This window comes from Myxococcales bacterium (assembly GCA_016703425.1).
Taxonomy (GTDB): domain Bacteria; phylum Myxococcota_A; class Polyangia; order Polyangiales; family Polyangiaceae; genus JADJCA01.
Genome location: JADJCA010000013.1, coordinates 218,608 through 232,371, shown reverse-complemented (window position 1 = coordinate 232,371; position 13,764 = coordinate 218,608). Strand labels below are relative to the sequence as shown.

Below are 13,764 nucleotides of genomic sequence, written 5' to 3'. Positions count from 1 at the left end.
CGACTATCGTCGCGCCATCGCCTCGAGCCACGCGCTGAGCGACGCCTTCATGGCTTCGACGTCGCTCGCCACAAAGAGGACGCGCTGGTAGTCGGTCGGATCGAACGGTGTGCGCGCGATCTCGTCCAAGTCGAAGGCGCGCTTGGGGACGCTCTCGCGAAAGCGGCCAAGCTCGCCGAAGGAAGACAAGAGGCCCGCTCCGATGACCTCGTAGTCGTCACCCCGCCCGACGACGCCGAACTCGAGCGTGTACCAATAGACGCGAATGAGCGCTTCGATATCCGCGCCTCCGGCGCGCCGCGTCGCTTTGCCGAAGAGGCGATTGAGCTCGGCGAAGGCCGGGTCGGCGAGGAGCGCCGCGTGGCCGATGATCTCGTGCAGCACGTCCGGCTCCGGCGTGTAGAGCGGACGCGAGGCGTGGCGTACGTACTGGGTCGCGAGGAATCGCCCCTCGGCGAGCTCAAGCATGAACTCCGCCGGCGACGCGAGGCCCGCGACGGGGACGAGGGTGAAGCCGCTCGTCTGCGCAAGGTGCTCGTTGACGCGGCGGAACGATGGAACGCGATGCTCGTCGAAGGCGAGGCGCGCCCAGCCCCTCGCGAACGCGTCGCAGGCGTAGCGCTGGTGGAGCGGCCGAAGCTCGCGGAGAGCCGTCGACCAAACTTCGTTCTCGACGTCCGTGTAGCGCACCTCCGGGACCGGGTGCCCCGGCTGCCACGAAAGGGCCAGCGCTGCGATCTCGTCGCGTCGCGCTCGATAGTCGGGGTCGCGGAATCCGGGATGGTCGCGATCGAGCGTAACGAGCGCCGTCGGTTTCATCCCGCGGGACTCACGGCTTCTTGGCGCCCGCCGTGACGACGATCTGTGTCCCGCCGGCCGCCGGGTCGGTCGTGATGACGGTGGAGATCTGCGCATCGTCCGCCGCTTGCCACGCGATCATTTGGCCCGCGGGGGTCGCCATGTCGAGGAGCGCCTTTTTGCCCTTGCTCGCGGCGGCCTTGTAAAAGGCCACGACCTTCTCGCTCGCGTCGGGCGTCGTGAGGGTGACGACGGCTCCCGAGCCCTGCGCGCCGGCGCTGGTCATGACGCCCTGCACCTTGGCGCCTGGGTAGATCGGGGCCGACTTGGGAAAATCGTCGGGGATCTTGGCGCCGGCGCCAAACGTGGCGACGCCGTCTTTACCCTGAACCGTGAGCTTTCCGTCCTTGGCGTTGATCTCGACGTTCTCGCCCGTCTGGGACTTGATCACGGCCTCGGCCGCCTTTTCGGCCGCCTTCTCCGTGAGCTTCTCCTGGATTTTGGAGCAACCGGTGAGCGAGACCGTCGCGGCAATGAGCGTGGCAAAAAGGCGCAGGTGCATGGTCGTGCCGAAGGCACCGTCATGATACGCTGCGACCTCTCGTTTGGGAGGGTTTCGTGCGAAGAAGGCTAGCTCTCGTCCTCATTTTAGGCTCCGCAGCCGCCGGCTGTTCCCTCCTTGTCGAGTTCGATCGCGGCAAGCTCGGTCCGCTCGACGTTCCTGAAGACGCGACCGCCGATGTCGGGACGTCCGACTCAGGCGCCGACGTGTCGACGAGCGAAGGCGGCGGCAACGTCGACGCGGGTTCCGACGCGACGCTCTCGGATGCCGGCGATGCGGGCGATGCCAGCGAGGGGGGCACCGACGCCGCCGACGCGGGCACCGACGCCACCGACGGGGCAACGGTCTCCGACGCGAAGGCTGACAGCGCCGTCGATTCGGGCGTCGACGCCGCGGTCGATGCCGGGGCCGACGCGGCCGATGCAGAGGCAGATGCCGGCCCCGATGCGGAGGTCGACGCGGGCTCCGACGCCAGCCCTGACAGCGGCCCCGATGGCGGCCTCTCCGCGAACTGCACCGACGTGGAGTTCGACGCGAACGATCAGACGGCGCAGGCCCTCGTGACGGTCACGTTCCCGACAGGCGCCTCGCCTGCGGACTACTCGCCGAAGTGCGTGAAGGTGAAGGTCGGCACCATCGTGCGTTGGAGCGGCTCCTTCGCCAGCCATCCGCTGCAAAACGGTGGCTCCATCGGGAGTCCGATCCCCGCGGTCACGAGCGTCGCCTCGGACGGCGGCGACATCGGCGAGTTGGAGGTCACGTTCCCCGCGGTCGGAACCTTCGACTACAACTGCGCCATTCATGGGAGCGCGATGCCTGGCTCCGTCCGAGTCGTTCCGTAACGGACCCGCGATCCCCTTAGGAGCAATCACACGTGAGCACCACGACGGCGCACGAAATGGGCAAAGCCTCGCGGCTCGCCCCCGAGCTTCTGCTCAAAATGCATGACCTCATGCTTCGCACGCGGCTGCTCGAAGAGCGGCTCATCAAGATGCAGAAGCAGGGCGACGGCTACTTCTGGATCGGCGGGCCCGGCGAGGAGGCCTTCAACATTCCCCTCGGACTTCTCGTGCACAAGGGTCGCGGCCTCGACTTCGACTTCCTGCACCTTCACTACCGTTCGAGCGGGACGCTGCTGGCCATGGGCGCCGATCCCATCGACGCCCTTCGCCAAATGAAGAACACGGCGACCGACCCTTACTCGGGCGGGCGCAACTTCGCCGGGCACGCCTCCGTGCGTGACTGGAACGTGGTGCCCATTACGTCGCCCATCGAGGTTCAGTTCTCGATGGCGCCGGGGAGCGCCATGGCCCAAAAGCGCCACGGGGGCCGGGGCATCACCATCGTGCAAGGCGGCGACGCGGGCACCGCTGAAGGCGACTTCGCCACGTGCCTCGTGTGGAGCACCCGGCCCGGCGCCGAGGTGCCGCTCCTCATGATCGTCACCAACAACCAGTGGGGCATCTCCACGCACGCGTCGACGCAACACGGCGATCGGACCATCGCGGACCGCGGCAAGGCCTTCGGCATGAAGACCATGGTCGTCGACGGCAACGACCCGGAGGTCGCCTACGCGGCGCTGAAAGATGCCATGGAGTACGTTCGGAGCGAGCGCAAGCCCCTCCTCATGGAGGCACAAGTGTCCCGCCTCTACGGGCACTCATCGGCGTCCGGCGCGAACTTCGTCGAGGTCGAGGCCGATTGTCTCGCGCGGTTCGAAGCCCGCTTGTCGCAGCTCGGACTTCTGACGCGCGCCCAGGCCGACGACCTGCGCGCCAAGGTGACGCAGGAGTTCCTCGAGGGTTCCAAGCGCGTTCGTGAGGAGCCGCAGCCCGAGGGCAAGACCATCTACGATCACGTCTTTGCGGAGCGGGACGTGGTGGGGCGCCAGCCGGTGCCCTACCGAGCGCCGAGCGCAGGCTCGAGCAACACGGGCGCGGGCAACACGGGCGCGGGCAACACGGGAAAGAGCAGCTGACATGTCGACGATGGTGCAAGCGATTCGTCTCGCGCTTCACGCCGGCGAGGAACGCCACGGCGTAACAGACATCTTCGGTGAGGACGTAGGGCCGCCGCTTGGCGGCGTCTTCACCGCGACGCAGGGCCTCAAGACCGCGTGGAACACGCCGCTCGACGAGCGCGGCATCGTGGGCTTCGCGATGGGGCTCGCGATGGCAGGGCAGCGGCCCGTCGCCGAGATCCAGTTCTGCGACTACATCTACAACACCATCGATCTCTTGAAGCTCGCCGGGAACACGTACTGGTGTTCCAACGGCAGCTGGAACTTGCCGATGGTGCTCATGACGCCCGTCGGCTCTGGGATTCGCGGCAGCGTTTATCACTCGCATTCGTTCGACGCGATGGCGACGCACATCCCGGGGTGGAAGATCGTCATGCCTTCCACGCCGCGTGACGCCTACGGCCTCTTGCTGTCAGCCATCGCCGACCCGAACCCCGTCATGTTCATGGTGCCCAAGGCCTTGATGCGGGTTCGCGGCGGCCCCGACGAGCAGGTGCCCGGCGAACCCGGTGACGACAAGGTTTTGAGCCGAATGATCGACGCGCCGCTCGGCGATCGCTCGAAGTGGCAGCCCGAGTGGCCAAAGGTCGAAGACCTCTTCATTCCCATCGGCGAGGGCAAGGTTTTGCGCGCCGGCGAGCATGTCACGTGCGTCACCTACGGCCGCATGGTGCCCATCTGCCACAAGGCTGCGCTAACGCTCGCGGCGGAAGGCGTGTCCGTCGAGGTCATCGATCTCCGCTCACTCTGGCCCTACGACTGGGAGCTCATCAAGCGGAGCGTCAAGAAGACGAACCGCGTGCTCTTCGTGAACGAGGACACGGAGATCACCAACTTCGGCGAGCACCTCGTGCGCCGCACCGTCGAAGAGCTGTTCTACGATCTTCACGCGCCGCCGCGCCTCGTCGCCGGCGCGAACGTCCCCGGTGTCGGGCTGGCCGACAACCTCGAGATGGCCTCCGTGCCGCAAGAGGCCGAGATCGCCCAGAGGATGCGCGAGCTCGCGAGGCACGAGCCTTAAGCCATCGCGATGCTCAGACCGGGGCACAGGTTCGGGCACTACCGCATCGAGTCCGTGCTGGGAGAGGGCGGGATGGGGATCGTGTACGAGGCGACCGACGTCGAGCGGGAGCGCCGCGTGGCGCTCAAGGTCGTCAATCCCGACCTCGCGCTCGATCCCGACGGCAACCAAGGCATTGAAGCGGCTCGTCGTCTCGTCCGCGAAGGGCGCGCGGCGGCGAGCCTTCGGCACCCCAACGCGGTCGCTGTTCTCGACTCCGGTGAGATCGACGGCACGCCGTACATCGCCATGGAGCTCGCTCGCGGTCGCGCGCTCGGCCAGTTCATCGGTGACAAGCGCATCCCCATGGATCAGCGCGTCGAGTGGCTCTGGGGCATGGCCCGGGGCCTCGCGGCGGCGCACCGCGAAGGAATCGCGCACAGGGACGTGAAGCCCGAAAACGTGATGGTCTGCGACGACGGTTGGGTGAAGCTCTTCGACTTCGGCGTGGCGAAGCCCATCGCCGACCCCCGCGCGTCGATCGATCTCACGGTCGTGACGCACACGGGCATCGTTGTTGGAACGCCGCTGTACATGGCGCCGGAGCAAGTGCTCGGCGACAAGCTCGACCTGCACTCCGATCAATACGCGTGGACGACGGTCGCCTACGAGCTGCTCACCGGCGGGACGCATCCCATCACGACGACGGCAGAGAGCCACTTGCCCGTGCCCTTCGCCATCCTGAAAGGCACGCCGAAGTCCATTCGTGAGGTCGCGCCGCAGGTTCCACAGCGCGTCGCCGACGTCGTCATGCGTGCATTGTCCAAGGATCCGAAAGGCCGCTTCCCCGCCATGTCGGAGGTCGTCGAGCTCCTCGGTCGGTTCTTGGAGCGAAACGCCGAAGCCGACGCGGAGGAGGAGCGCGACTATCGCATTCGGCTCGCTCAAGAGACGACGATGGAGCACCCGTCGGAGACGACGGTGGCCGTGCCGGCGCCCGTCCTCTTCGACGACTCGGACGTTCGCGACACGGTCACGCTTCACTACGATCCGCGCAACACGGGACCGGCGAAGATGGGGATGCCGACGCCGACGCACGCCAGCGCGGTTTCTTCGGCCTCGATACGGCCGAGGCCGTCGTATCCGCCGTCACCGATGAGTCCCGAACCGCGAGCCCGCGCGCCGCAAGGGCCGGGCATCCCTGTCTCGGTGCGGGGGGGCTCGGTGCGGGGACCGCGCTCCGTCCGCCCGGTCAACGAGCGCGCCGATCCCGCGGTGCTCTCGCCCGCGTCTTCCGCCACGGAGGCGCCGCTCAGCCAGCGTTTCGACCCGGAGGGACGCGACGCGCCGCTACTGGCGACCCCGGCTTCGCCGCCGACGCGAACGAAACAGCGCGCGCTCGCGTCGCCTCTGCCGGAGCTGGTCAAGAAGCTGCTCTGGGTCCCGGTTCTCGTTTTCGCCGCCGTCGCCGGGTACGTCACCTACGTGCTGTTGGCCTCGCACTGAGTGCAGTCACACGCTGAAGGCGCTCGAAACGAGGACGCGCCCAGACGACGCCCCTGCCCGAACCGCGCGGTCGGCGCTATAAGTCGGGGTGCATGAGCACGGCCAGCGTCATCGAGGAGAAGTTGCGCGAGCGCTTCGCCCCCAGCTACTTGCTCGTCGAAAACGAGAGCGGCAATCACTCGGTCCCGCGAGGTTCGGAGACGCACTTTCGCGTCGTCCTCGTGAGCGGAGCCTTCGCGGGGCGATCGCGCGTCGAGCGCCACAGGCTCGTCTACGACACCCTCGGCGAGGAGCTGAAACGTGGGGTGCATGCGCTGGCGCTCGTCACAAAGACCGCCGAGGAATGGGCCAAAGACAATGATGCCGGCACGTCGCCGCCATGCCTCGGTGGCTCGAAGGCCGAAGGTGGCGCGTCGTGAGCGAGCAGTCGTACCTCGATCTCTTGCGTCTGATCCTCGACAAGGGGAGCGATCGCGACGACCGGACGGGGACCGGCACCCGTTCGATCTTTGGTCACCAGCTGCGCTTCGACCTTCGCGGCGGCTTTCCGCTCCTCACCACCAAGAAGGTGCACCTTCGGTCCATCGTGCACGAGCTCTTGTGGTTCGTGAGCGGGAACACGAGCGCAAAGGCCCTCCGCGACAAAGGCGTCACCATCTGGGACGAATGGGCCACGCCGGAGCAAACGTCACGCTTCGGGCGCGAGCCCGGTGACTTGGGGCCAGTCTATGGCCACCAGTGGCGGAACTTTGGCGCCACGCGGCGCGCCGACGGAACCTACGAGAAGGACGGCATCGACCAGCTGCGATGGCTCGTCGAGGAGATTCGGAGGAATCCCAACAGTCGTCGGCTCATCGTGACGGGCTGGAATCCGCGCGAGGCGGACCAAGTTGCGCTTCCTCCGTGCCACACGCTGTTTCAGTTCTACGTCACACGGTTCCGCGATGCGTCGGGCGAAGACCGGGGTGGCCTCTCCTGCCAGCTCTACCAGCGAAGCGCCGACGTGTTCCTCGGCGTGCCGTTCAACATCGCGAGCTACGCCCTGCTCACGATGATGGTGGCGCAGGTGGCGGGTCTCGTGCCGCTCGAGTTCGTTCACGCGTTCGGCGACGTACACCTCTACAAGAATCACTTTGATCAGGCGCGGCTCCAGCTCGAGCGCGCCCCCGTTCGCTTCCCGTCATGAAGCTGAACCCCGACGTGCGCGACCTCTTCGCGTTCCAGTTCGAGGACTTCACGCTCGAAGGCTACGATCCACACCCCGCCATCAAAGCGCCGGTGAGCGTGTGACGGTGCCCGTGCCGCGACTCGCGCTCGTCTTGGCGCGCGCGACCAACGGAGTCATTGGCAAAGAAGGCGGCCTGCCTTGGCACTTGCCTGAGGATCTGAAGCACTTTCGGCGCCTCACCATGGGGCACGCGATTCTGATGGGTCGCAAGACCTACGAGTCGGTCGGCAAGCCGCTGCCCGGTCGCCGCAACATCGTGATCAGTCGGCGACCGGGCTACGTCATCCCCGGCTGCGAGGTCGCCAAGAGCGTCGATGACGCCATCGCGCTGGCGCGCCAGACCGATCCGTCGCCACGGGTCATTGGTGGCGTCGCTGTCTATCTCGAGGCGCTGTCACAGGCCGATACGATCTTTCTGACGGAGGTCGATCTCGACGTGGAAGGCGACGCGATCATGCCGCCCTTCGCCGCGGCCGAGTGGCAGGAGGTCGAGCGAAGGGCCGGCGAAACGCCTGGTGTCTCGTTCGTGACCTTGGTGCGCCGGCAAACGGCCGATCCGCACGGCGAACAGAAGCGCGGCCAGGAGGGCGAGTAGCGAGGCGCGTGTGTCTCCCACACGGACGTCGATGGATCGGCTATCGCTCACGTCCGTGTTTCGATCCGAGTTGAAGCGCGCCGAAACAGGCGCGCCCCGACGCGTGGGCATCTGGCACCTCTCTTGGATCTTGAGGCATCCATGGAGCGTGGCGCGTCGGGCGCGCGCTCCTCATTCACGTGAGTGCTGCCGAGAGAGCGCGACGGCGCTCCGTGCATCGGTCGGTGGCGAAAGGGAGGAGTCCACGATGAAGAATTCGCTGACCTTGGCGCTCGTGATGGTGGTGGCATCTTCCGCTGCAAGCGGAGGCGCGGAGGTGCCATCCACCCTCGACAAAAAGGCGGTCAACGAGGCCTTGTCGGCCGTCGACCTCAAGGCCTGCAAGGTGAAGGGTGGCCCGAGCGGTGAGGGGCATGTCCTTCTCACCATCACGCCGAAGGGCCTGATCACAGACGTCGTCGTCGACAAGGCGCCGTTCGCGGGGTCGAAGTCGTCCAAGTGCATCGAGAAGGCGTACCGCAAGATCAAGGTGAGCCCCTTCGAAGGGAGCCCCGTGGTCCTCGGGAAGAAGTTCACCCTCGAATAGGCGGCGCCCCCGCCGATGAGGGTATGCTCGGCGTCGCCCAGCGGCTGCGCGAGCGGACCTGCGTCCCAAAGAGCGGCCACCCACGTTGGCAGGAGAGGGGCGGAGGACGCGATGGAACTCTTCGTTGGCACGAGCGGCTTCTCGTACAAGGAGTGGCAACCGGCGTTTTATCCGCCCAAGATGCCGGCCGATCGCTTCCTCGCGCACTACGCGTCGGAGCTGCCGTGCGTCGAGATCAACGGCTCGTTCTACCGGTTCCCCACGAAGAAGCTTCTGGCAGGGTGGGCCGAGCAAGTGGCCGGTCGCGACTTCTCGTTCGTGCTCAAGGCGCCCAGCAAGATTACCCACATCGGGCGTCTCAAGCCGCTCGACGTCGTCGATGCGTTCATCGACAGCGCCCGCACGCTCGGCTCCCATCTCGGCGCGCTCTTGTTTCAGCTGCCGCCGAACATGAAGAAGGACTTGGAGCGACTCGACGCCTTCTTGGAGCACGTGCCTAGCGACGTCCGCGTCGCCCTCGAGCCGCGGCACCCGTCTTGGCTCGAGGACGACGTGATCGAGCGCCTTCGCGCGCGCGGTGTAGCGCTTTGTCTGGCGGAGACCGAGGACGCGAAGGCCGACGACGAGCTGAACGCGCCCTTCATCGCGACGGCGCCCTTCGGGTACCTGCGCCTTAGGCGCGAGGACTACACGGAAGCGGAGCTCGTCGCGTGGGCGACGAGGCTCAAGGCTCAAGCGTGGGAGAAGGTCTTTGTGTTTTTCAAACACGAGGCGGTGCGATCGGTCGAGTGCGCGAAGGTCCTGCGGGGGCAGTTTTGAGGGACTAATTGCGGCAGGCTCGGTCCAGCGCCGTAGCGCTCGATTGCCGCTTGCCACTGGTGTGGCAGAGCGTGCCCATGACCCAAAAGGTGCATGATTGGATCTCGGCGCAGATCGAGGCGAGCCGGCCGGGATCGAACGACGTGAAGGTAGTGCCCCAGCTCTTTGATGCCGCTGCGACGTTGCGCGGTCTCAAGCCAGGTCAGTGTTTCGGAATGCAGGTCGCTCCGGAGACGCTCGCATCAGCGGAGGCGCTCGCGCAGCGGTGCGTCGAGGTTCTCAAGGAATGGGTCCCGCGTCTGTCGGACGCGCAGCATGGCGAGCTCGGGAAACTGTTGGCAGGGGTCGGGCTACGGACCGAAGGGTTGCCAGCGGCGCCCTCATCGACGGTGGTGGCGAGCTTGCTCGTCTACGTCCAGGCAAAGATCGTGAACGTCGAAGCGGACACCGAGGAGGAGGAGAAGATCCGAGACCCGGAGATCCTCGCTCGTTTCGACGGCGCTCGTGTGATTCAACCGCTCGACCAGGTGGACTGCCTCATGGAGGCTACCGGCGGTGACGACAAATCCTGGTGGCTCGGCGGCGACGCATCTCTCGTCTACGACCGAGCAACGGGCATGCGCTGCAGGCTGACCCTCGACGCCTCGCGCATTCCGAGTGACGCGGAGATCGCGACGGTCTTGCAGACGATCGAAAGGGACCTCTTCTTCACTGGGTGGGGCATGAACCTCGAGTGGGAGATAGAGGAGGCCGACGACACGCTCAACCTCAGCCCGATGGTCGGCCGCACCGTGCTCGGGCATCGCCTCGAGCATCGGGCGTAGCGCTCGCCAAGCGGCTCGTGTGCGTGGGATGACTTGCGTTTGAGCCTCACCGCACCTTCGGCAAGATCCCTTTGCCGCGCAGCAGCGGCGCCAAAAGGTCGCCCCTCTTGTCGACCCGCTGGCGAATCGTCTTGAGGTTGAACGCTCCGGGATCGAGCGCATCGGTAACCTCGTTCCACTCGACGGGCGTGGAGACGGGCGCGCCGTCTTTGGCGCGCAGCGAGTAGGGGCACACGATGGTGCGGCCGCGGCCGTTCTGCAGCGCGTCGACGTAGAGGCGTCCCTTGCGCTTGTCCTTGCGCGTTTCGACGGTGCTGATGTCCGGGAGGACCTTGGCCACAGCGCGCGCCACTTCGATGGCAAAGGCGGAGGCATCGTCGTGCGTGTGCCCTGGTGCCAGGGGCACGAAGATGTGAAGGCCGCGCTGGCCGCTGGTCTTTACGACGCTCTCGAGCTCGAGCGCGTCGAGGAGCGCGCGCACAGCCCAAGCCACGCGGATGAGGTCGGAGAAGGGACCCTCGCCAGGGTCCAAGTCGATGACCACGTAGTTCGGCATCGAGAGCGCCTTGGCGATGGCCTCTTCGGTCGTCGCGTCGGGCGGCAGGTGGCTCGAGCGCTGATGGAGCGTCAGGGCGGCCAGGTTCGCGAGGTATTGGAGCGTTTCGACGTTCTCGGGAATGATGCGCCACTTCTGCCGTGCGCCTTTCTCAAAGGCGCTGTCGGGGTCGCGGTCGAAGGGGAGTTGCCTCACGAAGGGCGGCGCCTTGGGCGGGGCGGCGTGCTGGAACCACTCCTCCTTGTCGATGCCGTCGGGCCACCTCTGCATGTGAATGGGACGGCCGCGTAGGTGCGGAAGCATGACCGTCGAGATGTCCGTGTAATACGCAAAGATGTCCCGCTTGCTGATCCCGTCTTTTGGGTAGAGCACCTTGTCGGCGTTGCTTAGCTTCACCAGGCCGGCCCGTTGGGAGAGCGGCGGCGGAATCGCGTCGTCCTCCGCGTCGCGTGCCCCTCCGGGGGCGAGAGGTCCTCGGGCGTCGCGGCCCTTCTTGGTGCCCGGCGCGGCGTGCGACATGTCGACGAAGCCGTCGACGGACTCGCGGAGGCACTCGGCGGCGGTCTTGTCGTCGCGAAAGCCTAAAAAGCGAGGAAACCTCGGAGAGCCGTCGCGCGTCCATTCGCGGAGGCCAAGCTCGATGACGCGCCCTGGCGCCGTGTAGATGGCGTCGGGAATCTTGGGATCACGGGCGAAGGGGCACGCGTTGCCGTGGGCTCGCCGCGCGTCGAGTTCATGGGCCAAGTCTGCCCGCAGCTTGTCGCTCATGCCGGTGCCGACTTTCCCGGCGTAGACGAAGTTCCCCTCGTCGTCGTAGAGGCCGACGATCAGGGCACCAACGACCTTGGTGCCCGTCATCGGCGTGTAGCCCGTGATGGCGACGTCTTGTCGCAGCTCGAACTTTATCTTGATCCACGCTTGCGTTGGACCGGCCGTGTAGATTGAGCCTTTACGCTTCGCGACGAGCCCCTCGAGGCCCGCTCCGCGCGCTGCCGCGACGATGTCTCCCATCTCGCCTTGGATGGACCTCGAGAAGGTGAGGGGAGAGGGCGCGTCGCCCGTGACGTCGTCGAGGAGGCGCCTTCGTTCCTCAAGGGGAAGGCTGCGAAGATCGCGCCCGTCGAGCCACAAGAGGTCGAACATCGCGAAGATCAGGTGGCCGACGTTGCGCTCGCCCGATAGGTGCCGCTGGAGCGCCTCGAAGGAGGGGCGGCCGATGGCGTCCACGACGCACACCTCCCCGTCGAAGACGGCCTCGCGCACAGGGAGCGTCGCGACAGCGCGCGCGACCTCGGGAAAGCGCGCGGTCCAGTCGTGACCGGCGCGGCTCGTGAGTCGCACGTCCGCGCCGGCTTTCGAAGCGACGATTCGGTAGCCATCGAACTTCACCTCGAAGAGGTACTCGCTCGGTGGGCCGAGTAGCCGCGATGAGACGGCGCGCGAGACGTCGCCGACGACGCGCGCGAGCTCGTGGGCGTCCTTGTTTGGGGCAACTCGCGTCACGGTGCCGGTGGGGCCGCGCGTCGCGACGTGCCCCGTGACGATCGACTCGGGCCGGTCTTTGGCGATGTCGATGTTCTTGTTTGCGAAGGCGTCCTCGGCCTTGAAGAACAACCAAACGTTGGTCTCTTTGGTCCGAACGAGGTGCCATCCGCCCTTGAGTTTGTCGCCGTGAAGGATGACGTGGACGTGGCCCTTCTCGAGCATCCGCGCCATGGGTAACCCCTTGGCCGGCAGCTCGAAGGTGCCGTGGTCCCAGACCAGAACGTCTCCCGCTCCGTAGTTGCCGTCGGGGATGCGCCCTTCGAAGGCCGCGTAGTCGAGCGGATGATCTTCGACGCGAACGGCGAGGCGCTTCACCTTGGGGTCGTAGGTCGGCCCCTTGGGCACGGCCCAGCTCACGAGCTTGCCTTCGAACTCGAGCCGCACGTCGTAGTGGAGGCGCTTGGCGTCGTGTTTCTGAACGACGAAGACGGGACCGGTGGTGGCCGCTTCCGCGGTTTTCTTTACGGCCGGACCTCCGGAATGGGACGATCGTCCTCCCTGGCTCGGCGCTCCCTTTGGGGGGCTCGTTGGGCCGATCGTCGGCGCCGGGGAGGGCTCAGGGGTTACGGAGAAATCGCGCTTCTTTTCGTATTCCGAGAGGGACGACTCGCCGCTCGCATCGGACGGCCCAGGAGGGCCGCTGGACGGGCGTCGAGTGGTCGGTCCTCTCTTCTTGGTCATACGCTGAGTCTCGCAGGCGGCCCTTCGGCAGTGTCGCCCACGGGGCGGGTTTCCAGAAGTCCGAACTGCCGGTGCCCGACGCTCAGTGTCGGGTCCTTCGAAGGAGAGAGTTCATGCGTGCGATGTGGTCTGGCGAAATTGCCTTCGGTCTCGTGACCATCCCCGCGAAGCTCTACACCGCGACCAAGGATCTGACGCCGCAGTTCCACCAGCTCCACAAGGAGTGTGGCTCGCGCATCAACCTGGCCCGTCGTTGCCCCAAGTGCGCGCGCGACATCGAGTGGGCCGAGATCGGCAAGGGCTACGAGGTGACGAAGGGCGAATATGCCCTCTTCACCAAAGAGGAGTTGCTCAAGCTCGACGGCGAAGAGACCTCCGGTGGCATCGACATCGTCGAGTTCATCGAGCCGAAAGACGTCGACCTCGTCTACATCGGCAAGAGCTATTGGGTGGGACCTGGCGGCAAGAGCGCGCGCGGCTTTGACCTCCTTCGCGAGGCACTCGAGCGCACGGGCCGCGTGGCGCTGGCCAAGGTGAAGCTTCGCACGCGCACGCAGCTCGGATTGCTTCGGCCCCGCGGGAAAATCTTCGCGCTCGAGGTCATGCGCTTTGCCGACGAGATCGTCGACGCGAAGGAGATCGTGGTACCCGACGTGAAGCCCGCCTCGGACCGCGAAGTCGAGCTGGCGCTCAACCTCGTGAATCAGCTGGCCGCGGAGTTTGATCCTCACAAGCACCCCGACGAGTACCGGGCTGCCGTGGAAGCGGCCGTCGAACGCAAGGTCGAAGCCGACGACCTCAAGCGCGATGACGCCGAGGAGGCTGAGACGACGACGACCGGCGCCAAGGTCATTGACCTGGCGGAGCTCTTGGCGCGCTCGCTCGGCGGTGTGCCCAAAGGCGGGCCGATGAAGACGTCCGTGCGACCCGCTGAGCCGGAGCCTGCGCGTGAAGAGGCGACGGGCACCGAGGGAGGCGCCAAGGGCACGTCGAAGAAGCCGGCGAAGGGCCCTTCCAAGAAGAAGGTCGCTTCGGACAAGTGAC

13 protein-coding genes and 1 pseudogene are annotated in these 13,764 nt (G+C 66.4%); 11 read left to right on the top strand and 3 right to left on the bottom strand.

Annotated elements, in window-relative coordinates:
* Positions 1-3 precede the first annotated feature (3 nt).
* Positions 4-819 carry a phenylalanine 4-monooxygenase gene (locus IPG50_25895; protein ID MBK6695614.1) on the bottom strand — a complete coding sequence of 272 codons (816 nt, stop codon included), beginning with the start codon at positions 817-819 and terminating at the stop codon, positions 4-6.
* A 10-nt stretch (positions 820-829) separates the two neighbouring features.
* Positions 830-1,360 carry a hypothetical protein gene (locus IPG50_25890; GenBank protein MBK6695613.1) on the bottom strand — a complete coding sequence of 177 codons (531 nt, stop codon included), beginning with the start codon at positions 1,358-1,360 and terminating at the stop codon, positions 830-832.
* Positions 1,361-1,416: 56 nt separating this feature from the next.
* Here IPG50_25890 and IPG50_25885 point away from each other — a divergent pair, with 56 nt between their 5' ends.
* The 10 genes and pseudogenes from IPG50_25885 to IPG50_25840 all read left to right on the top strand — a co-directional run bounded on the left by IPG50_25885 (position 1,417) and on the right by IPG50_25840 (position 9,938).
* Entirely contained in the window at positions 1,417-2,202 is a 786-nt protein-coding gene (locus tag IPG50_25885) for a hypothetical protein (protein ID MBK6695612.1), read from the top strand.
* A 98-nt stretch (positions 2,203-2,300) separates the two neighbouring features.
* On the top strand, positions 2,301-3,338 hold the full coding sequence (locus IPG50_25880) for a thiamine pyrophosphate-dependent dehydrogenase E1 component subunit alpha (protein MBK6695611.1): 1,038 nt from the start codon (positions 2,301-2,303) through the stop codon (positions 3,336-3,338).
* 1 nt (position 3,339) lies between these two features.
* Positions 3,340-4,401: an alpha-ketoacid dehydrogenase subunit beta gene (locus IPG50_25875; GenBank protein MBK6695610.1), complete on the top strand. Its 1,062-nt coding sequence runs from the start codon at positions 3,340-3,342 to the stop codon at positions 4,399-4,401.
* Positions 4,402-4,473: 72 nt separating this feature from the next.
* Entirely contained in the window at positions 4,474-5,886 is a 1,413-nt protein-coding gene (locus IPG50_25870; protein ID MBK6695609.1) for a protein kinase, read from the top strand.
* Positions 5,887-5,978: 92 nt separating this feature from the next.
* Complete coding sequence (locus IPG50_25865; protein MBK6695608.1) at positions 5,979-6,305, top strand: BolA family transcriptional regulator; 327 nt, start codon at positions 5,979-5,981, stop codon at positions 6,303-6,305.
* Positions 6,266-7,176, top strand: a pseudogene (locus IPG50_25860) (thymidylate synthase). The gene IPG50_25865 and the pseudogene IPG50_25860 overlap by 40 nt, the downstream one beginning before the upstream one ends.
* A gap of 2 nt (positions 7,177-7,178) precedes the next feature.
* The gene (locus IPG50_25855; protein MBK6695607.1) at positions 7,179-7,709 is read left to right on the top strand and encodes a dihydrofolate reductase; all 531 of its coding nucleotides are present in this window, start codon (positions 7,179-7,181) and stop codon (positions 7,707-7,709) included.
* 247 nt (positions 7,710-7,956) lie between these two features.
* Positions 7,957-8,295, top strand: a complete 339-nt coding sequence (locus IPG50_25850) for a hypothetical protein (protein MBK6695606.1) — start codon at positions 7,957-7,959, stop codon at positions 8,293-8,295.
* Between the two features lie 111 nt (positions 8,296-8,406).
* Entirely contained in the window at positions 8,407-9,114 is a 708-nt protein-coding gene (locus tag IPG50_25845; protein ID MBK6695605.1) for a DUF72 domain-containing protein, read from the top strand.
* Positions 9,115-9,191: 77 nt separating this feature from the next.
* Positions 9,192-9,938, top strand: coding sequence for a hypothetical protein (locus IPG50_25840; protein MBK6695604.1), 747 nt, complete (start codon positions 9,192-9,194; stop codon positions 9,936-9,938).
* Between the two features lie 46 nt (positions 9,939-9,984).
* Here IPG50_25840 and ligD read toward each other — a convergent pair whose 3' ends face one another.
* A complete protein-coding gene (gene ligD, locus IPG50_25835; protein ID MBK6695603.1) occupies positions 9,985-12,720 on the bottom strand; it encodes a DNA ligase D in 2,736 nt (911 codons plus the stop codon).
* Between the two features lie 113 nt (positions 12,721-12,833).
* On the opposite strand from ligD, the gene IPG50_25830 reads away from it, so the two are divergent.
* Positions 12,834-13,763: a Ku protein gene (locus IPG50_25830; GenBank protein ID MBK6695602.1), complete on the top strand. Its 930-nt coding sequence runs from the start codon at positions 12,834-12,836 to the stop codon at positions 13,761-13,763.
* Position 13,764: the final 1 nt, after the last annotated feature.